The following is an 18,159-nucleotide window of genomic DNA, read 5'->3' on the forward strand; positions in this document are numbered from 1 at the left end:
GGCGTTCCCCCAACTCCCCTGATCCCAGACGCTGTTCAGTCGCACCGTCGCCGCCGATACATGCACTGTGAACTGAGCCGAACACCCGCGAAACACCGCCGCTGCATCGATTTCACACAGCCCGCATAACTTTTCGATCCGGTCGGCCCCGCCGCCCGCGCCTTCGCCCGCCGGGCCCGAGGCGGACGGCGGACGTGTCCCATTCGCCCAGCGTAAGGACCTCTCTTGCCCCAGCTCACCCGGCGTGCGAGACATGTCGCCGCGGCACTGGCCCTCGCCTGTCTGCCCTTCACCTTCGTCAACGCGAACGCCTCGGCCGCTCCGGCCGGCTCCACTGCGTCGACCTCCGGGCCCCAGTGGTCCGTCACCCGTGTGGCCGGCGGCTTCCGGGTCGCCCTCCACCTCGACCGGCGACTGCCCGTCACCGCGAGCGCGCCCACCCTCTCGGTCGACGGCGCGAACCTCGGCCCCGCCACCGAGTCCGCCGACGGCACCTCCCTGTCGCTGCTGACCACCGACCCGTCCGTGGCGCACGCCGCCACCGTGACCACCGACGCCTTCGGCTCCGTCCGCCGGCCGCCCGGCGCCGACCTCCGCACGACCGGCCGCGCCCGCGAACGACCCGGCGGTGCTGGCCTCCGACCCCGCCACCACCGGCCCCCACCATGTCTCCGAGGCGGTCTACGACTTCGGCGACCAGGCGATCCCGCTGCTCAACATCGGCGGGGTCCGCGGTGAGATGGAGGGCAAGATCTACCTGCCGGACGGCAAGGGCCCCAAGCCAGTGGTGATCTTCCTGCACGGCCGGCACTCCTCCTGCTACGGCCCGGGCAAGGCCAATCCGGCCGGCTGGCCGTGCACGGTCTCGCCGGACAGTACCGAACAGCGCTATCCGATACCGAGCTTCCTCGGCTACGACGCCCCGGCCCGCGCCCTGGCCAGCAACGGCTACGCGGTGGTCTCCGTCTCGGCCAACGCGATCAACGCCAACGACAACCAGCGGGCGGCCGACTACGGCGCCCAGGCACGCGGCGAACTCATCCTGGACACCCTGCGGATGCTGCGGACCGCCGACGCCGGCCGCGGCGTCGTCTACCACGACGCCTTCACCGACCAGGACGTCAGCCTCGCCCAGGCGCTGACCGGCGATGTGACGCCGGCCGACCTGGTCGGACGGCTCGACCTGAACGACGTCGGGATCATGGGCCACTCGCGCGGCGGTGAGGGCGTAACCGCCGCCTCGACCCTCAACGACGCGCTGCCGCTCGGGCAGCAGTTCGGCATCAAGGCGGTGCTGCCCCTCGCACCCGTCGACTACGACCGCATCTCCCTGCCGAACGTGGCGACGGCGACCGTCCTGCCGTACTGCGACGGCGACGTGGAGAAGCTGATGGGCCAGCACATCGTCGACGACTCGCGGCACGGCTTCGACGACAACGTGCTGCGCTCGGCGGTCCTGGTGATGGGCGCCAACCACGACTTCTTCAACACCGTCTGGACGCCCGGCGGCTGGCCCTCGGGCACCTCCGACGACTGGGTCTCGCTGGCCACCGGCGCGGACGACCCGGTCTGCGACCCGGGGTCGGCCACCACCACCCGGCTCACCGCGCCCCAGCAGGTCGCGGTGGAGACCGCCTATGTGTCCGGCTTCTTCCGCCTCACGCTCGGCGGCGAGCAGCGGTTCCAGCCGCTCTTCGACGGCTCGGATGTGATCCCCGCCTCCGCGTCGTTCGCCCACGTCAGCGTGACCGCGACCCAGCCCGCGGGCTCGCGGCGGGACATCGAGACCTTCGAGCGGCCCGACCCGGCCGTACGGACCTCCGGCGGCGTCACGGCCGGGGTGTGCGCCAGCATGGGCGGGGCCGGCGGTGTCACCGTGCCCGGGACGCTGCCGTACTGCTCCACCACCCTCAACGAGGCCGCCGTACCGCACTGGTCGCCCGCCCAGTGGGCGTGGGACGTCCCCTCCTCGCCCATGCTGCACATGACCTGGACCTCGCCGGGCGGGCAGGTGCGGGTCGCCGTCCCGCCCGCCGACCGCGACATCAGGCGCTTCCAGCAGCTGTCGGTGAAGATGGCCGCCGACGAGTCGGTGTCCACCGGCACCGACCTCACCGTCAGCGTCGTCGACGGCGAGGGCCGCAGCTGGTCGGCCCCGGTCTCCACGCTGAACCCGATGGCGGTCACCCGGATGCCGGGGGTCAGCTCGCCCTGGCTGCGCAAGGTGATCCTGCAACAGGTGACGATCCCGGCGGCGTCGCTCCGCCGGCTCGACCTGTCCGATGTGCGCGAGGTGCGGTTCACCGCGGCGAAGGGGGCCGACGCCAGTGTGTCCGGCGGCGTCTACCTCTCCGATCTGTCCGCCGAGAACCGGGCCGTCGGCGGCCGGGTTCCGGTCCGGCAGGCGACGGTCGACATCGTGCCGGCCCACGTCGAGGAGGGCTCCGGGCCCGGTACGACCCAGGTGGCCGCGGTGCTGTCCCGGCCGCTGGACCACCCGGTCACCGCCTACGTCAGCGCCTTCGGCTCCGCCACCGGCAAGGCCGGGTCCGCGACGCGGAAGGTGACCTTCGCCCCGGGACGCACCTGCGTCGCGGTGCCGGTCCCGACCTATGGCGACACTCTGCCCAGCGCCACCGCTTCCACGGCGTTCAAGGTCTCGGCGACCGACGTGGCCGGCGCCGTCATGGGCGACAGCGGCTTCGGCACCCTGACCGTCCGGGAGGACGACGGGGTCACCGGCGGTGTCCCGGCGCCTGAGGTCGGGGTGCCGCACGACGTCTGCGCCGAATACGCGGCCTCCCTGTCCCCGGGCCGGCTGCGCGTCAAGGGCGATGTCGCCGCCGGAAGGACCACCGTGCTGAGCGCCGGCGGCTACCGGCCGGGCGAGAGCGTCGAATTCCGGCTGCGCTCCGTCCCGCTCGGCCGCGTCCTCGCCGACTCCCGCGGCGGCGCCTCCCTCACGGTGACGATCCCGGCCGGCACCGCGGCCGGCCGGACCTCCCTGACGGCGGTGGGCGCCGGTTCCGGCGCCACCTCGGAGGCGCAGGTGCGGGTCCGGCAGCCACGCTGAGCGGTTCGCCCCGGCCCGGACTCGACGGATCGCGTACGAGTCCGGGCCGGGGCGCGCCCCTGGGCGCCCTCGACCCGGTCTCCAGGCGTAATCGACCCCGGACTCCCACGCTGGTGCCTCTCGGGTCGCACCGGAACCCGCGGCAGAAGGAGTGTTCGGATGTCAGGCTTGGCGGTGGCCGGCGGGGCCGCGGTCTGGGACCGGTTGCGCCGCGGGCTGCGCGGGCGGCTGGTCCTGCCGTCCGACACCGGCTACGACGTGGCCCGGCAGCTGTACATGAGCGAGTTCGACCGTGTGCGACCGTGCGCGGTCGTCCGCTGCGAGAGCGCCGAGGACGTACGGACGAGCCTGGCGTTCGCCGCCGATCACCGGCTCCCCGCGGTTCCGCGCAGCGGAGGGCACAGCACGGCCGGCTGGTCCACCACCCCGGGGCTGGTGGTGGACGTGTCCCGGCTGGACACGGTGGAGTTCGGCGCGGAGACGATCACGGTCGGCGCCGGGACGCAGTTCGTCGACCTGCTGGCGGCGACCGCGCCGCGCGGTCTGGCCGTCCCGGGAGGGATGAATCCGACTGTGGGGCTCGGCGGGTTCGTGCAGGGTGGCGGCTTCGGGCTGCTCACCCGGAGGTACGGAATGGCCTGCGACCGGGTGGTGTCGGCCGAAGTGGTGCTCGCGGACGGGCGGGTGGTGCGCTGCTCGCAGGACGAGCACCCGGACCTGTACTGGGCCGTCCGGGGCGGGGGCGGCGGCAACTTCGGCGTGGTGACCCGGTTCGAGCTGCGCCCGGCGCGGGTGTCGCGGATGGTCAACTACACCGTGACCTGGCCCTGGGACGGCGCGCTCAGGGCGCTGTCCGGATGGCAGCGGTGGGTGTCGCGCAGCGGCGGCGAGCTGGGCAGTTCGCTGCTGGTGGTCCTGCCCGACGCGGCGCCGGCTGCCACGCCCCTCGTCATGGTCATCGGCGGCTGGACCGGATCGGGCGAAGCTCTTGAGGCGAGCCTGGACGCGCTGGCCGCCGAGGTCGGATCGCCGCCGGCCGTCAGGGACGTACGGGATCTGACGTACCGGGAGGCGATGACCCAGTGGTACGAGTGCGCCGGCAAGACCCTGGCCGAGTCGCACACCGTCGGACACAACCCGGAGGCGACCCTGCCCCGGGGCGCCCATCAGCGGTCGCGCAACCGGCTGTTCGGCCGCGGGATCCCGGACTCGGGGCTGGCGAGCGTCCTGTCGGCCTTCGACGCCGACCGCAGGGCCGGGCACACCCGGGTACTGAACGGCTTCGCGCTCGGCGGCGAGGCCAATCGGCCGGCCCGTACGGACACGGCGTACGTCCACCGGGACACCGAGTTCCTCTTCGCGTTCGGCGACGCGATCCCGGGCGGCGCGCCCGACGAGGAGGAGAAGGCCGCGGGAGAGGCATGGACCGACCGGGTCTTCGCCGCGGCGGACCCGTACGCCAACGGCGAGAGCTACCACAACTACCTGGACCCGCGGCTGGCCGACTGGCGCCGGGCCTACTACGCCGAGAACTACGAGCGGCTGTCCCGGGTCAAGGACGCCTACGACCCGGCGCGCTTCTTCCGCTTCCCGCAGGCGATCGACTGACGCGCCGCCGTCCGGGCCCGTACCTGGTGAGCGTGCGGTCAGGGCGCGGTCAGGGCGCGGCGGGCGCCGCCCGCAGCAGGCCGGCCAGCCGGACCACCCGCTCGGCCTGGACCCGGGCCGCGGTCCGCGCGGTGTCGTCGACCGGGAAGTCGCCCTGGCCGGCGACATGCGAGGTGCCGTACGGATTGCCGTCCGTGAACTTCGACGGGTCGGTGTAGCCGGGGGTGACCAGCACACCGCCGAAGTGGTGCACGCTGTTGTACAGCGCCAGCAGGGTGGACTCCTGGCCGCCGTGGAGGGTGGCACTGGTGACGAAGCCGCTGTACACCTTGTCGGCCAGCAGTCCCCGGGCCCACAGCCCGCCCAGGGTGTCGATGAACTGCTTGAGCTGGGCGGCGACATTGCCGAAGCGGGTGGGGGTGCCGAAGATCACCGCGTCGGCCCAGACCACGTCGTCCGGGACCGCCCCGGCGACATCGGCCTCCGCGGTGATGTGCGCCCGCCAGCCGGGGCTGGCGTCGACGGCCGCGTCCGGGGCGAGTTCGGCGGCCCTGCGGAGCCGCACCTCGGCGCCCGCCTTCTCGGCCGCCTGGCCGATCTCCCGGGCCAGCTCGGCCGTGGTGCCCGTCGCGGAGTAGTAGACGACGACGACTTTGACTGCGGTGCTCATCCTGGGGGTCTCCCTCGGCTGGAGGCGCGGTGGCGATGTGCGGGGCGGTGCTGTGCTGGGCGGTGCGCGGCGGTCCCGGTCCGGCTACTGCCCCTGGGCCGGCCGGGCCGGGCCGCCGCCGAGCTGGTGGAAGGTCCGGTGGTAGTAGACGAGGGGGTCGCCCGCCGACTGACCGTCGTCGTAGGCCCGGCGGACCTCGGCCACGAGGATGACGTGGTCGCCGCCGTCGACCCGGGAGACGACCTGGCACTCCAGCCGGGCCAGCACCCCGGTCAGCAGCGGGACACCGCCGATCCCCGGCGCCCGCGTCAGCTCGACGCCGGCGAACTTGTCCGGGTCCTTGCGCGCGAAGCGCCGGGCCAGCGGCTCCTGGCCGCGGCGCAGCACATGGATGCCGAGCCACGGGGACCGCGCGAAGGCCGGAGCGCAGACGGCGTCGCGGTCGAGGCAGACCAGCACCATCGGCGGCACCATCGAGACGGCCGTGAAGGAGCTGGCGGTGAAGCCGTGGTGCCGGCCGGCCGGGTCCGTCGTCGTCACCACGGTGACGCCGCTCGCCCAGCGGCTCATGGACGCCTTGAACTCGTCCCGCTCGACGGGCTGGGGCGAGGCGAGCGCTGGCCTCATCGGACCCTCCGGTTGTCGGGCGACGGGTTTCCCTTCGGTGCACCCATGCTCGCCGCGCTGCCTGGAGTCGTACTCGACGATCGGCGGAGCGCGGCTCCGGGACGCGGGGCCGGCCTTCGTACCACGAACTGCGTCGGCCGTACATCGTGCCGAAACCAGCACGGCGTAGGGTCGGAGGGGGTCAGCGGGGACCCTTGTCGACGACGGGGGAGTTATGGCCATACGTCTGATGCTTGCCGAAGACATGCACTTGATCCGCGGCGCCCTGTCCGCGCTGCTCAGCCTGCAACCGGGCTTCGACGTGGTGGCCGAGGTGGAGCGCGGGGACGCCATCGTGGACGCCGCGCTGCAGCACCGGCCCGATGTGGCGATCATCGACGTCGACCTGCCGGGCATCGACGGGCTCACCGCGGCGGCCCACTTACGGGAGCGGCTGCCGACCTGCCGCTCCCTGATCCTGACCGGCCTGACCCAGCCGGGAATGGTGCGCCGGGCGCTGACCGCGCAGGTCGGCGGATTCATGATGAAGGACGCCTCGCCGGGCGAACTCGCCGCGGCGGTACGCAAAGTGGCGTCCGGCAGCCGCGCCATCGATCCGCAGCTGGCGATGCGCGCCTGGGAGGGCGGGGAGCAGCGGCTGACCCCGCGTGAGACGAAGGTGCTCCAGTTCGCCTCGGAGGGCTGCGAGGTCCCCGAGATCGCCGCGCGGCTGCACCTGTCCGCCGGCACGGTACGGAACTACCTCACCGCCGTCGTCGCCAAGCTCCACGCCCGGAACCGCCTGGACGCGGTGCGTGTCGCGCGAGAAGCGGGCCTGCTGAACTGATCGGCGGGTGCCGCGGCCCCGGGACCGCCACCGCGTCGCCGAACGGCCCCAGCGGACATTGCGCCACCAGCCGGAACCAGCCGTCCTCATCGATCGAGACGCTCAGCGTCCCGCCCACGGCGTGCATCCGGTCGGCGAGATTGCGCAGTCCCCGCCGCGGGCCGTCGTGCAGATCGCCGCTCGGCCCGGTGCCGTCGTTGGACACCTCCAGCCGCACCCGGCCGGCTTCCTGCGTCACGCTGATCCTGCAGTGCTCGGCGTCACTGTGCCGGAGCAGGTTGGTCACCGCTTCCCGCAGCACCGCGCCCAGCGCCGTGCTGAGCCGCGGGGGCAGGGGAGTGACGCGCAGGTCGAGGGTGGTGGCCACGCCCGCGGCGGCCAGGATGCCCCGGACGGAGCCGATCTCGGTGGCGAACAGGATCTGCGGGGAGCCGTGCGCGACCCCGCGCACCTCTGCCAGGAGCTGCCGGGACAGGGCGACGATGTCGGTCAACTCGGCCTGGGCGCTCTCATCGTCGTCGCCCACCAGCATCCGGGTGAGTTCGCTCTTGAGGGTGATCGCGGAGAGGTTGTATCCGATCAGGTCGTGCAGGTCGCGGGAGAAGCGCTTGCGCTCCTCGGCCACCGCCAGCCGGGCGGCCTGGGTGTCCCGGGTAGGCGGCCCGTCCTGCAACCGGTCGCCCAGCCGGGCGATGCCGTGCACCGCCAAGCCGGTGGTGCATGCCAGGACCAGCGTGCGGACCAGTTCGTCGCCGGTCTGGGTGAGCGCCGCGACGAGAGCCTGGAGGCCGACCACGGCCAGGAGGACGAGCCAGCGCGGCCGAATTCCGCCGGTGCGCAGCGCGGCCGCCGCCAGGAATCCGCAGACACCTCCCCAGGCGCTGCCGAAAAAGGGCAGCGGGCCGAAGGTCAGAATCAGTTGCAAGGCGAGCAGAGATCGGTGGTCACTCAGTTGGGCGAGTGCGCTCCTGGAGCGTAAACGGGCCATCTGGAGCGCGGCGGCGGCGCAGAATACCGGGAAGTAAAGGAACACCTTCGGGGTCGCGAAGTGTGCGCCGGGCGCATTCAGCAGGCACAGAGAATTGCAGCAGACGAGGAGGGCGAGAGCAGAGAAAGTGAGCAGAACCGCCGTACTGTCCCTGCCTGAAGTGAGAGCTGCGAGGGACGCGGTCCGGCTCCCTGTCTCGACCGCTCTCCCGACCGCTGTGTCTGGGTCGATCGTATCTGGGTCGATCCGGACCTGCCGCACCATGAGGCTCCCCCCGCTCCGTCAGTGCTGCGCCGAACAGCTTAACCGGAGAGAATTCCGCATCGCAACAACTCAAGCGGAGAGATTTCCGTATCGTCGCGGCTGTCCCGTTCGGGAGGTTTTGGCGGAATATCATGGCTGATGTCCGTATATTGTGGAGATTATGAATTATTCATGTTCTTTCTGTGCCGATCTCACTGGGTCCTGAATGGCGCGGATGGGATGCTGACGATCGATGCCATTCGACGCATTCCCCAATGAAGAATTCACCAGGGAGTTACGCAATGGAAATCGAAATGCTGGGATCTTTGAATGTCCGGGAGCGAGGGATGTCAATTGTTCCCAGCGCGGGAAAACCACGGCAGATTCTCGCACTGCTGGCGCTGCGGGCCAATCGCGTCGTACCCGTACCGGTCCTGCTCGAAGAGGTCTGGGGGGACGCGCCGCCGCGCAGCGCCGCCACCACCTTGCAGACGTACATCCTGCAGCTCCGGCGCAAGATCGCCGGCACCTCGCAGCCCGGTGGAACCCGGTACGCCAAGGAGGTGCTCGCCACCGCGTTCGGCGGATACCAGTTCGCGCTGACCCATCAGCGGTGCGACCTGTGGGAGTTCGAGCGGCTGGCGGACCAGGGATCGGCGGCTCTGGCCTGCGGTGACGCGGGTACGGCGTCGGACCTGCTGGCCCGGGCACTGCGGCTGTGGCGGGGGCCGGCCCTGGCGGACGTACCCGTCGGCCGGGTGCTGGAGATGGAGATCCTCGGCATGGAGGAGTCCCGGACCCGGGCACTCGATCTGCGGATCGAGGCCGATCTGCGACTGGGACGGCACGCCGAACTGCTCGGCGAGCTGCGGATGCTGATGGCCGGCCACCCGCTGAACGAGAACCTGTGCGCGCAGCTCATGCTCGCCCTCTACCGCGCGGGACAGGTCTGGCGGGCGCTGCAGCAGTTCCAGGAGCTGCGCGGCACGCTCATCGCCGAGCTGGGGGTCGAGCCCTCGCCGCGGCTCCAGCGGCTGCATCAGGCGGTGCTGGCCGGTGACCCCCGGCTGGAGGTCCCGGAGCGCGGGGACTTCCTCCAGCTCGCCGAGTAGCCGGGCCGCCGGGTGGTGACACCCGGCGATCCGGCCCGGTGGTCAGCCGCGGGCGGTGACGTCGACGCTGCGGACCTTCAGCACCTCCCCCTGCCCCCAGAGCCGGTCCGACGCCAGGCTCGCCGTGTCCACGAAGGTCTGCGGCCGGGGCTGCCCGCGCAGGGTGGAGTAGTAGAAGCCCGGGGTGGAGTCCAGCTTCACCAGGGCCCGTCCGTCCGGCCCGGTCGCGTCGAGCACCGTGAACATGCCCATTCCGCAGGTGAGCTGGCGCAGCGTCACCGGCTGCTCGGTGCCGCCGTGGTCCATCAGCATGTCCGCGCGGTCGAACACCCGGTAGCCGATCCGGGCGGTCGACATCACGGCCTTCCCGTTGAGCAGCCAGGTCACCCTGGTGCCGCCCTTGTCGATCCGCACCGCGTAGGCGTCCTGCTCGCCGGGGGTGCGCCGGGCTATCGGGACGGCGTAGGAGTAGGCGGCGTAGCTGCTGCCGGGGGTGCGCAGCCGCTCGTAGACCGCGTAGATCCGGGTGTCGGTCACCGACCAGTCGAAGACGGCGTTGGTCTCGAAGTCCGCGGTGACCATGTCGGCGGCGGCCAGCCGTACATCGGAGTGCGGGTCGGTCACGGCCGGGCCGAAAGGCTGCCGGTCCACCCCGTACGACCGGCCGGACATGGTGATCGAGCAGGTCAGCGAACCGGTGGCCGGGACGTCGAAGCCCGGCAGGCCGGTGCCGGCGATGTGCTGCGGGAAGGCCAGCCACTTGACATGGTCGGCGGTGCCGCCCGCCGCGGAGTCCTGGGCGGAGGTGGCGACGAAGGCCGGCCGGCCGGTGGCGGGATTGGTGCCGGTGGGCACCACGGTCAGCCCGGCGCCCGAGGTGCTCGGGATGCCGTCGCCGGCCGGCAGGCCGCCGCTGGACTGCGGCAGCCATGTGGTGGTGGTGTCGAAACCGGAGCGGAAGTCGTCGTGGAAGAGGGTCCGGTCCGAAGGGTGCGGGCCGGCCTCGGCCGGCGCGGCCGGCAGGAAGGCGACGGCGGCCAGCACCGCCAGCACGCGGATTCCGGCCGTGCGGGTACGTCTCACGGGATCTCCTTCATGTGATGCGGCGTGTCAGCCACTGGTACCGGTGGTGCGGACATCCACGGAGCCCACGCTCAGCGTGATCCCCTGGCCCCAGAGCCGGCTGCCGGGCAGACTCGCGGGGTCGGCGAAGCTCTGCGGAGCCGGTTCGCCCAGCCGCGGGTCGTAGTAGTAGCCCGGGGTCGAGTCCAGTTCCACCAGCCCCCGGCCGTCCGCCCCGGCGCCGTCCAGCTCGTCCCCGGTGCCCAGGCCGCAGATGGTCTCCCGCACTGCCAGCGGCTCCTCGGTGCCGCCGTGGTCGAGCACCATGTACCTGCGGTCGAACGCCCGGTAGCCGATCCGGTCGGTGGACAGCACCTGCCGGCCGTCGACGAACCAGGTCACCCGGGAGCCGCCTTGGTCGTAGCGGATCCGCAGGGTGTTGCGCCGGTGCGGGGTGCGGCGGGCGACCGGGATGACGTAGGAGTACGACGCCCAGGTGCTGCCGGGGGTGCGCAGCCGCTCGTAGACGGCGTAGACCTCGGTGTTGGTGACCGCGAGGTCGGCGATCGCGCTGCTGCCGAAGTCGGCGGCTATCAGCGAGGCGGAGGCCAGCCGCGGATCGGACTGCGGGTCGGCGACCCGGTCGCCGAAGGGCTGCTGGTCGACGCCGCTCGCCGTCGCGCTGACGGTGGCGGAGCAGTTGAGCGCGCCGGTGGCCGGGATGTCGAAGCCCGGCAGGCCGGTGGTGGCCACCCGGTTCTCGTAGGCCAGCCATTTGATGTGGTCCGCGTCGCTGCCGCCGCCGCCCGCCGTCTGCCGGCCGGTGCTGGCCGCGAAGGCCGGCCGTCCCGTACTGGGATTGGTGCCGGTGGGCCGTACGTACAGACCGCCCGCCGAGGTGGAGGTGACACCGTCACCGGCCACCAGCGTCGTACCGTTCGGGCCCGGGGTGGGCAGCAGCGCCCATGAGCCGACGGTGTCGAATCCGGACCGGAAGTCGTCGTGGAACAGTACCCGGGTGCCGCCCTCCGCCGCGGCACGGCCCTGTTCCCCCGGGACGAGAGCGACGGCGGCCAGTAGCGCGGCTGCCAGACCCACACCGATTCTGCGTTTGTCGCGCACGGGCATCTCCTGTGAAGTCCGCTGATGTGACCGGCCCATGCTGCCCGCGCCCACCATGAGTCCCGCTGGAGCGGCCGCTCGACGCCCGCTCGACCGGGGTTCGAGCCCGACCGCACAGCATGGGGCCCCGGTTCACCTGTCACCCGATGGTCTTCTGCAGAGAGGAAGGGGCCGGCATGGACGCGTTGCTCCACGTCAGCGAGGAGGTCGGCACGGCCGTCGCGGAACGTCGCCCGGTGGTCGCGCTGGAGTCCTCCCTCATCACCACGGACCCGTCGTCCGAGACCGCGTCGCTGATCGAGAAGGCGGTCCGCGACGCGGGGGCGGTCCCCGCGACGATCGGGATCGCCGACGGACGGCTGGTCGTCGGTCTGGAGCCCGAGCTGATCGAGCGTTTCTCGGCGGGCAAGGGCATCCCGAAGATCAGCGCCCGCGACATCGGCGCCTCGCTGGCCGGCGGCGGTCTGGGCGCCACCACGGTGGCGGGCACCATCGTCATCGCCGAGCGGGCCGGCATCGAGGTCTTCGCCACGGCGGGCATCGGCGGTGCGCACCGCGGCGCCCAGCGGACCTTCGACATCTCCCCCGATCTGCTCCAGTTCACCCGCAGCCGGGTCGCCGTGGTGTCGGCCGGCGCCAAGAGCGTGCTCGACGCGAAGCTGACCGCGGAGTATCTGGAGACGGCCGGTGTCCCCGTGCTCGGCTACGGCACCGACCGCCTCCCCGGCTTCGTCGTGCGGGAGATCGACGTACCGGTCACCCGGGTGGACGACCTGGGGACCGCGGCCCGCGCGGTACGCCTGCACTGGGAGGTCAACACCCGCGGGAGCGTGCTGCTGACCGCTCCGGTGGCGGCGGCGGACGCGCTGGACGGTGACGAGGTCGAGCGGGTCATCGAGGCCGCGATGGCGCAGGCCGAGGAGGCCGGTGTGACCGGCAACGCGGTCAGCCCCTTCTTGATGCGCGCGCTGGCCAGGGGCACGGCCGGCGGCGCCGCCAGGGCGGGCCGTTCCGCGCTGCTGAGCACGGCGCGGGTGGCCGGCGAGTTCGCGGTCGCCCTCAGCGCCACCTTGACGGAGGGCTGAGATGACCGGCGCGTTCCCGGGCGTGCTGTTCGACCTGGACGGGACGCTCGCCGACACCCCCGGCGCCATCGCGGAGATCACCGGCGGCATCCTGCGTGAGCGGGGACTGACCCCGGACCCCTCCGCCGTGCTGGCGAGCGTCGGCAAACCGCTCGACCACAACTTCGCGCTCTTCTTCGGGCTTCCCGTCGAACACCCCGACGTCGCCCGGGCGCTGGCCGCCTACCGGCAGGCGTTCGGCGAGCACGTACGGGCCAGGGGCCCGGCCCTGCTCTACCCCGGAGTCGCGGACGGCCTGGCGCGACTGGCCGCGGCCGGCTGCCAGCTCGGCATCGCCACCTCCAAGATCCAGATCGCCGGCGAGGAACTCGTCAGGCGGACGGGCATCGCCGACCGGTTCGCCGTGGTCGCCGGCCACGACACCACCTCCCGCGGCAAGCCGCACCCCGACATGGCGCTCTACGCCGCGGACAAGCTCGGCCTCCGGCCGGAGGAGTGCCTCGTGGTCGGCGACAGCGTCGCCGACGTCGAGATGGGCCGGGCGGCGGGCATGACCGTGTTCGGGGTGTCGTACGGCGTGGCGACGGCCGCCGAACTCGGCGGCGCGGGCGCCGCATTGGTGGCCGACTCCTTCGCCGACCTGGTCCCCGCGATCGTCGCCGGGACGGCCTGAAAGGACTTCGCAATGCCGAGTACCGACAACACCGCCCCGACGACCGAGGCCGGCCGCACCGACCCGGCCCACGTCATCTGGTCGGACGACTTCAGCGCCGGCTTCTCCGCCGGCGGTGAGCAGGACAAGTGGGCCTTCGTCCAGGGCGGCGGCTACACCGCCGACGACGGTGTCCTCACCTTCGGTCCCGACGGGCTGCGGATCGTCTCCCGCGGGACGCACCCCGGCACCGGTGAGCCGGCCTTCGCGCAGACCATCCCGCGCGAGGAGGACAATCTCAGCGGGCTGCCCGGCTCCGGCGACCACGCCAAGTGGATCGTGTACGCCAACCACAAGGCCGCCAGCGGCCTGCAGGGCTTCGACGCCCCGCCCGGCGCGGTGCTCTGCTGTGAGGCGACGGTCTCGGGCCGCACCTACGGCACCGCCGGCCACCCCTTCGGTGACGCGGTGGCCGACCCCGAGGACGATCTGCGGCTCGCTTCGGCGATGCTCAACACCATCGACCCGGAGACATCGACCGCGTTCGACTTCATCCTCACCAACAAGCGGCTCTACGCCTTCTACGGGCGGCCCAACTTCGCGCGGGCGGCCCTCGGCGACTACGCCTCCTTCGCCAACACCGTCCCGCTGCTGGACCGCGCCCCCGATCACCGCCACCACGTCAAGATCGCCTACGACCGCTCGGCCGGCGTCGTGCGCTGGCTGGTGGACGGTGCGGAGGCGCTGCGGGTCGACCGGATCGGCTACCGCCTGTCCCGCGACAGCCTCAACCTCGACGAGGGCGGCCAGGAGGTCCTGGTCGAACCGCGCCAGCTCAGCTTCGGCATGGGCCTGCTCTCCCTGCTGGACGGCTCGTGGCCGACCGGCCGGGGACTCGTGCGGCTGTCCACCGGCAACTCCTACTACCGGCCCGCCACCGGCGAGCCGGACCCGCAGTCCTTCGTCGACGAGCGCAGCCTCGACGCCAGCCGGCTGTTCGGCCAGGGCGCCGGACTGACGGTGAGCGGCTACACCGTCTCCGTCGGCCCCGCGAGGTGAGCCTGGACGCGGCCGCGCTGACCGGGGTGTGGCACCTGACGGCGTACACCGACGTCGACGCCGCGGGACAGACCTCCGACGGCCCGCTGGGCGACGAGCCGCGCGGGCTGCTCTTCTACAGCCCGCGCGGCTACATGTCGGTCAGCATGATGAGGACCCGGTCGGCCGCGGACGCCGAGAACTTCATGGGATACGCCGGCACCTGGCGGCTGGCCGGTGACCAGGTGATCCACGAGGTCGCCGTCAGCTCCCACCCCCACCTGGTGAGCACCCGCCAGGTCCGCGACGCGGTCCTGGCCGACGGGGTGCTCACCTTGCGCGGCACCTCGCTTCTGCACGGCCGCCGCCGGCAGCGCCTGCTGACCTGGCGCCGGCTTGTCGTACCGCACCCGCTCACGGAGGAGGACATCTGATGGTCCAGTACACCCCGGCACCGGAGGGCTGGTGGCGCGAGTTCGTCATGGCCGATCCGCCGCGCACCGCCAAGGCGGCCGTGGTCCGCAAGGACGGCAGCCCGCATGTGGTACCGGTCGGCGTTCTCCTCGACGGCGACGAGATCGTGTTCACCATCCAGATCGACAGCATCAAGGGGAAGTCGCTCCAGCGGGACGGCCGGATCGCGCTGTGCTGGGACGACGAGAACCCGCCGTTCAACTTCGTCATGATCCGCGGCCGCGCCACGCTCAGCCAGGACCAGGACGAACTGCGGATGTGGACCGCGCGGATCGGCGGCCGCTACCACGGTGCGGAGCGGATGAAGGAGTTCTCCGAGCGCTTCACCATCCCGGGCGGGGTCGTGGTCCGGGTCAAGCCCGAACAGGTGGTCGCCAAGGTCAACCTGTCCGGCGACTGAGCGGCGGCCCGCGCCGCAGCCGACGACTTCCGCACGCCGGCCCCCGCAGTCCGGGGGCCGGCGTGCGGCCACCCGTGCTCCGACCGAACGAGGAGAACCCCATGCCCACCTTCGCTTTCCGTGCCGGGCGCCGCCGGGCCGCCCTGACCCTCGCCCTGGCCGCCCTCATCGGCGCCGCGGCCGGCTCCGTCCAGCCGGCGGGCGCCGAGTCGCCGTCCGCCAGACCCGCCGCCCACCGGCCGACCGCCCATCCCGCCGCCGATCCGCTGTCCGCGCTGGACTTCCTGCTCGGCGACTACACCTGCGCGTACACCGACCTCACCGCCACGCCCCCGGTCGTCTCCACGCTGAGCTGGAGGACCCGCGCGGTGCTCGGCGGCCGCAAGGGCCCGGGCCGGCCGCCGGTGGCGGGCAAGTCGGCCTACTACGAGATGCGGCTCAGCGGCGCCGCCTTCGAAGGGCGCTGGGTCTTCGGCTGGAACCCCGTCGACGCCCGCTACTTCTCCTTCTACTACGACGACCAGGCCACCATCGGCCGCAGCACCTCGGCGGGATGGGGCGCCGACGGGCACCTCGAGTTCTCCGGCCCCTACAGTGCCTACGGCAGCGACCTGCTGAGCGAGGACGACATCACGGTGACCGACGCCCGGCACTTCACCGACCACGCCTTCATCCGGCCGGACGAGACCGTGCCGTGGATACCGCTCAGCAGCATCGAGTGCGCCCGCCACTGAACGCGGGGTGCGGGGGACGGCTGCCGGCCGTCCCCCGCTGTGTGCCGGACCGGACCGCGGGCGCCGGACCGCTCAGTCGGAGAACATGTCGTCGGCGACGGTGCGGCGGACCGTGGACCGCCGGTCGTCGACGTCCTGCCAGCGGTCGCCGTAGATGGAGCCGGTCATCGCCGGGAACCGCAGGAAGTCGTGCGGGAAGCCGGGGGCGATCCGGCTGGCCCGCTCCAGGCCGGACAGCTGGTCCGGGGTGAGCACGATGTCGGTACTGGCCAGGTTGTCGCGCAGCTGCTCCTCCCGGGTGGCGCCGATCAGCGGAACGACGGTGCCGGGACGGGAGCGCAGCCAGGCCAGGGCGGCCTGCGCGGGGGTGCAGCCGGCCTGCTCGGCGACCTTGACGGTCTCCCGGACGATGTCGTCGTCCGGGCCCACGGCCTGCGCCCAGGGCACGTGGTCCAGCCGGCCGGGCTCACCCTTGAGGTACTTGCCGGTCAGCCGGCCGTCGGCCAGCGGACCCCAGGCGAAGACCGGCAGGTCGAAGGCGTTCGCCATCGGGATCAGCTCGCGCTCGGGGGTGCGCTCCAGCAGGTTGTAGCGGATCTGCAGCCCGACGAAGGGCGACCAGCCGCGCAACTCGGCCAGGGTGTTGGCCTGGGCCACCTCCCACGCGGGCCAGTCGGAGACGCCCACGTAGAGCACCTTGCCGGCCCGCACCTGGTCGTCGAGGGCCCGCATGACCTCGGGCACCGGCGTCAGGGTGTCGCGGGCGTGCACCCACAGCACGTCCAGATAGTCGGTGCCGAGCCTGCGCAGGCTGGCGTTGAGGGACTCGACCAGGTTCTTGCGGTGGTTCCCGGCGCTGTTGGGGTCGCCCGGCCGGGTCTGCATGGTGTACTTCGTGGTCAGCACGAACTCGTCGCGCCGGCCGGCCAGCAGCTCACCGAGCGACGCTTCCGCGGAACCGTCGCCGTACTCGTCGGCGGTGTCGATGACATTGCCGTTCGCCCCGGCGTACAGGTCGAGCAGCCGGGCCTTGGTCTCCTTGGACAGGCCCCATTCGTCACCGAAGGTCATGGTGCCCAGCGCCAGTTGGGATATCCGCACGCCGGTCTTTCCGAGCAGGGTGTACCGCATGGGAGACGTCACCTCACCGTCGGCTGGGGACCCGGTACACGGCCACCGCGGGGATGGTCCGCTCGATCTTGGCCTGGTATTCGGTGAACACCGGGGCGAGCAGCTCGGCCGCGGCGAACAGCCGGTCGCGTTCGGCCCCTTCGACCGGGACCGCCGTGGCCGGATACGTCTCGGTGCCGATCTCCACGGTCACCGCGGGCTCGGCGATCACGTTGAGGTACCAGTCGGGGTGCTTGGGCGCCCCGGCGTTGGTGCCGAAGACGACCACGCGGTCCCCGTCGGCCATATACCAGACCGGGGTGGTGCGCGGCGTGCCGGACTTCCGCCCGGTGAAGGTGAGTAACGCCAGGGTGGCGCCCTCGAACTGGCCGCCGACCTTCCCGCCGTTCTCCCGGAATTCCTTGATGATCATCTGGTTCCAGTCCACCGGGGCGTTCTCCTCCGTGTCGGCCATGGGCGTCCGTCTTCCTCTCGTGGTGGCGGTCGAGGTGCCGATCAGGTGCTGATGGGATGTCACAAGGCGTCACGCCAGGGCGTCATGGATGCCGGGGCGCGGTAACTTTGGCCAACCCTCGACTTGTCGGCTAGCCTATCCGGAGATTTTTCCGTATTGCAAGGGAGAGCTCCGGCGGGCGCGTCCGCGTTCCCCGGCGGCCGCACAGGAGCAGGAGGGCGTCACACCGGTGGACCCACATCACGTCTCGACAGAACGCGCCGACGCCGCCCGCAACCGGTCGAAGATATTGCGGGCGGCGGCCAGGATCGCGGCGACCGAGGGCCCCTCGGGCCTCGCACTGGACGTCGTGGCCCGCCGGGCCGGGGTGGGCGTGGGCACGGTCTACCGCCGTTTCGGCGACCGGGCCGGCCTGGTCTTCGCCATGCTGGAGGAGCACGCCGCCGCCTTCCAGGAGCAGCTCACCAGCGGACCCCCGCCGCTCGGTCCCGGCGCGCCCCCGGCCGAGCGGCTGCGTGCCCTGCTGCACGTCCTGGTCGACGTGGTGGAGGAGCATCAGGACCTGCTGCTGGTCGCCGAGGCCAGCTCGCCCGCCGCCCGCTACGAGAGCCTGCCCTACGCGATCCAGCGCGCCCAGCTGGAGGCGCTGCTGACCGAGCTGGGCACACCGGGGGACCCCCGCTACCTCGCCGAGGCGCTGCTGGCGCCGCTCACCCCGAGCCTGGTGGCGTACCAGCGCCGGGTACGCGGTCTGACGGTGGGTCAGATCAAGGCCGGTCTCGACGACCTGCTGGAGCGCTGTGTGCGCCCGCCGCAGCCCGCCGCCGACTGACATCCGCGCTGCTCCATCGTCCTTCGAG

The 18,159-nt window shown here is 72.3% G+C and carries 19 protein-coding genes; 12 read left to right on the plus strand and 7 right to left on the minus strand.

Annotation, left to right across the window (positions count from 1 at the left end; genetic code table 11):
* Positions 1-225 precede the first annotated feature (225 nt).
* From ACFO3J_RS09010 to ACFO3J_RS09020, 3 genes are all read left to right on the plus strand, one after another.
* Positions 226-738 (plus strand): hypothetical protein, encoded by a 513-nt coding sequence (locus tag ACFO3J_RS09010; protein ID WP_386427896.1) that lies wholly within the window; start codon positions 226-228, stop codon positions 736-738.
* Positions 629-3,073 (plus strand): hypothetical protein, encoded by a 2,445-nt coding sequence (locus tag ACFO3J_RS09015; RefSeq protein ID WP_386427897.1) that lies wholly within the window; start codon positions 629-631, stop codon positions 3,071-3,073. The genes ACFO3J_RS09010 and ACFO3J_RS09015 overlap by 110 nt, the downstream gene beginning before the upstream one ends.
* Before the next feature lie 159 nt (positions 3,074-3,232).
* Positions 3,233-4,681 (plus strand): FAD-binding oxidoreductase, encoded by a 1,449-nt coding sequence (locus ACFO3J_RS09020; RefSeq protein ID WP_386427899.1) that lies wholly within the window; start codon positions 3,233-3,235, stop codon positions 4,679-4,681.
* 49 nt (positions 4,682-4,730) lie between these two features.
* On the opposite strand, the gene wrbA is transcribed toward ACFO3J_RS09020, so the two are convergent.
* Both wrbA and ACFO3J_RS09030 read right to left on the minus strand, forming a co-directional pair.
* A complete protein-coding gene (wrbA, locus tag ACFO3J_RS09025; RefSeq protein ID WP_386427901.1) occupies positions 4,731-5,351 on the minus strand; it encodes an NAD(P)H:quinone oxidoreductase in 621 nt (206 codons plus the stop codon).
* A gap of 84 nt (positions 5,352-5,435) precedes the next feature.
* A complete protein-coding gene (locus ACFO3J_RS09030; RefSeq protein ID WP_386427902.1) occupies positions 5,436-5,978 on the minus strand; it encodes a flavin reductase family protein in 543 nt (180 codons plus the stop codon).
* 214 nt (positions 5,979-6,192) lie between these two features.
* Between ACFO3J_RS09030 and ACFO3J_RS09035 the strand changes: the two genes are divergently transcribed.
* A complete protein-coding gene (locus ACFO3J_RS09035; RefSeq protein WP_386427904.1) occupies positions 6,193-6,804 on the plus strand; it encodes a response regulator transcription factor in 612 nt (203 codons plus the stop codon).
* On the opposite strand, the gene ACFO3J_RS09040 is transcribed toward ACFO3J_RS09035, so the two are convergent.
* Complete coding sequence (locus ACFO3J_RS09040; RefSeq protein ID WP_386427906.1) at positions 6,722-7,729, minus strand: sensor histidine kinase; 1,008 nt, start codon at positions 7,727-7,729, stop codon at positions 6,722-6,724. The two genes, ACFO3J_RS09035 and ACFO3J_RS09040, sit on opposite strands and share 83 nt — an antisense overlap.
* A gap of 608 nt (positions 7,730-8,337) precedes the next feature.
* Here ACFO3J_RS09040 and ACFO3J_RS09045 point away from each other — a divergent pair.
* The gene (locus ACFO3J_RS09045; RefSeq protein ID WP_386427907.1) at positions 8,338-9,147 is read left to right on the plus strand and encodes an AfsR/SARP family transcriptional regulator; all 810 of its coding nucleotides are present in this window, start codon (positions 8,338-8,340) and stop codon (positions 9,145-9,147) included.
* A 42-nt stretch (positions 9,148-9,189) separates the two neighbouring features.
* Here ACFO3J_RS09045 and ACFO3J_RS09050 read toward each other — a convergent pair whose 3' ends face one another.
* Complete coding sequence (locus ACFO3J_RS09050) at positions 9,190-10,230, minus strand: DUF6081 family protein (protein WP_386427909.1); 1,041 nt, start codon at positions 10,228-10,230, stop codon at positions 9,190-9,192.
* A 27-nt stretch (positions 10,231-10,257) separates the two neighbouring features.
* Complete coding sequence (locus tag ACFO3J_RS09055; RefSeq protein WP_386427911.1) at positions 10,258-11,331, minus strand: DUF6081 family protein; 1,074 nt, start codon at positions 11,329-11,331, stop codon at positions 10,258-10,260.
* Positions 11,332-11,507: 176 nt separating this feature from the next.
* On the opposite strand from ACFO3J_RS09055, the gene ACFO3J_RS09060 reads away from it, so the two are divergent.
* The 6 genes from ACFO3J_RS09060 (at position 11,508) to ACFO3J_RS09085 (ending at position 15,714) form a co-directional block, all read left to right on the plus strand.
* On the plus strand, positions 11,508-12,416 hold the full coding sequence (locus tag ACFO3J_RS09060) for a pseudouridine-5'-phosphate glycosidase (protein WP_386427912.1): 909 nt from the start codon (positions 11,508-11,510) through the stop codon (positions 12,414-12,416).
* A 1-nt stretch (position 12,417) separates the two neighbouring features.
* Complete coding sequence (locus ACFO3J_RS09065; protein WP_386427914.1) at positions 12,418-13,089, plus strand: HAD family hydrolase; 672 nt, start codon at positions 12,418-12,420, stop codon at positions 13,087-13,089.
* A gap of 12 nt (positions 13,090-13,101) precedes the next feature.
* Positions 13,102-14,127, plus strand: coding sequence for a DUF6081 family protein (locus tag ACFO3J_RS09070; RefSeq protein ID WP_386427915.1), 1,026 nt, complete (start codon positions 13,102-13,104; stop codon positions 14,125-14,127).
* On the plus strand, positions 14,124-14,540 hold the full coding sequence (locus ACFO3J_RS09075) for a lipocalin-like domain-containing protein (RefSeq protein ID WP_386427917.1): 417 nt from the start codon (positions 14,124-14,126) through the stop codon (positions 14,538-14,540). The genes ACFO3J_RS09070 and ACFO3J_RS09075 overlap by 4 nt, the downstream gene beginning before the upstream one ends.
* Positions 14,540-14,980, plus strand: coding sequence for a PPOX class F420-dependent oxidoreductase (locus ACFO3J_RS09080; protein ID WP_386427919.1), 441 nt, complete (start codon positions 14,540-14,542; stop codon positions 14,978-14,980). The genes ACFO3J_RS09075 and ACFO3J_RS09080 overlap by 1 nt, the downstream gene beginning before the upstream one ends.
* 101 nt (positions 14,981-15,081) lie before the next feature.
* A complete protein-coding gene (locus tag ACFO3J_RS09085) occupies positions 15,082-15,714 on the plus strand; it encodes a hypothetical protein (RefSeq protein ID WP_386427920.1) in 633 nt (210 codons plus the stop codon).
* A 72-nt stretch (positions 15,715-15,786) separates the two neighbouring features.
* Here the strand turns inward: ACFO3J_RS09085 and ACFO3J_RS09090 are convergent, their stop codons facing one another.
* Both ACFO3J_RS09090 and ACFO3J_RS09095 read right to left on the minus strand, forming a co-directional pair.
* A complete protein-coding gene (locus tag ACFO3J_RS09090) occupies positions 15,787-16,845 on the minus strand; it encodes an aldo/keto reductase (protein WP_386427922.1) in 1,059 nt (352 codons plus the stop codon).
* Between the two features lie 13 nt (positions 16,846-16,858).
* Positions 16,859-17,299 carry a nitroreductase family deazaflavin-dependent oxidoreductase gene (locus ACFO3J_RS09095; protein ID WP_386427924.1) on the minus strand — a complete coding sequence of 147 codons (441 nt, stop codon included), beginning with the start codon at positions 17,297-17,299 and terminating at the stop codon, positions 16,859-16,861.
* A gap of 229 nt (positions 17,300-17,528) precedes the next feature.
* Between ACFO3J_RS09095 and ACFO3J_RS09100 the strand changes: the two genes are divergently transcribed.
* Entirely contained in the window at positions 17,529-18,131 is a 603-nt protein-coding gene (locus ACFO3J_RS09100; RefSeq protein ID WP_386427925.1) for a TetR/AcrR family transcriptional regulator, read from the plus strand.
* The last annotated feature ends 28 nt before the right edge of the window (positions 18,132-18,159 follow it).

The organism is Streptomyces polygonati (assembly GCF_042650325.1).
Lineage (GTDB): Bacteria > Actinomycetota > Actinomycetes > Streptomycetales > Streptomycetaceae > Actinacidiphila > Actinacidiphila polygonati.

Excerpts from the sequence above, each read along its gene's own strand:
- ACFO3J_RS09060 (WP_386427912.1), top strand. The coding sequence starts at position 11,508 with ATGGACGCGTTGCTCCACGTCAGCGAGGAGGTCGGCACGGCCGTCGCG.
- ACFO3J_RS09090 (WP_386427922.1), bottom strand. The coding sequence starts at position 16,845 with ATGCGGTACACCCTGCTCGGAAAGACCGGCGTGCGGATATCCCAACTG.
- wrbA (WP_386427901.1), bottom strand. The coding sequence starts at position 5,351 with ATGAGCACCGCAGTCAAAGTCGTCGTCGTCTACTACTCCGCGACGGGC.
- ACFO3J_RS09065 (WP_386427914.1), top strand. The coding sequence starts at position 12,418 with ATGACCGGCGCGTTCCCGGGCGTGCTGTTCGACCTGGACGGGACGCTC.
- ACFO3J_RS09095 (WP_386427924.1), bottom strand. The coding sequence starts at position 17,299 with ATGGCCGACACGGAGGAGAACGCCCCGGTGGACTGGAACCAGATGATC.
- ACFO3J_RS09045 (WP_386427907.1), top strand. The coding sequence starts at position 8,338 with ATGGAAATCGAAATGCTGGGATCTTTGAATGTCCGGGAGCGAGGGATG.
- ACFO3J_RS09070 (WP_386427915.1), top strand. The coding sequence starts at position 13,102 with ATGCCGAGTACCGACAACACCGCCCCGACGACCGAGGCCGGCCGCACC.
- ACFO3J_RS09085 (WP_386427920.1), top strand. The coding sequence starts at position 15,082 with ATGCCCACCTTCGCTTTCCGTGCCGGGCGCCGCCGGGCCGCCCTGACC.
- ACFO3J_RS09035 (WP_386427904.1), top strand. The coding sequence starts at position 6,193 with ATGGCCATACGTCTGATGCTTGCCGAAGACATGCACTTGATCCGCGGC.
- ACFO3J_RS09030 (WP_386427902.1), bottom strand. The coding sequence starts at position 5,978 with ATGAGGCCAGCGCTCGCCTCGCCCCAGCCCGTCGAGCGGGACGAGTTC.
- ACFO3J_RS09080 (WP_386427919.1), top strand. The coding sequence starts at position 14,540 with ATGGTCCAGTACACCCCGGCACCGGAGGGCTGGTGGCGCGAGTTCGTC.
- ACFO3J_RS09020 (WP_386427899.1), top strand. The coding sequence starts at position 3,233 with ATGTCAGGCTTGGCGGTGGCCGGCGGGGCCGCGGTCTGGGACCGGTTG.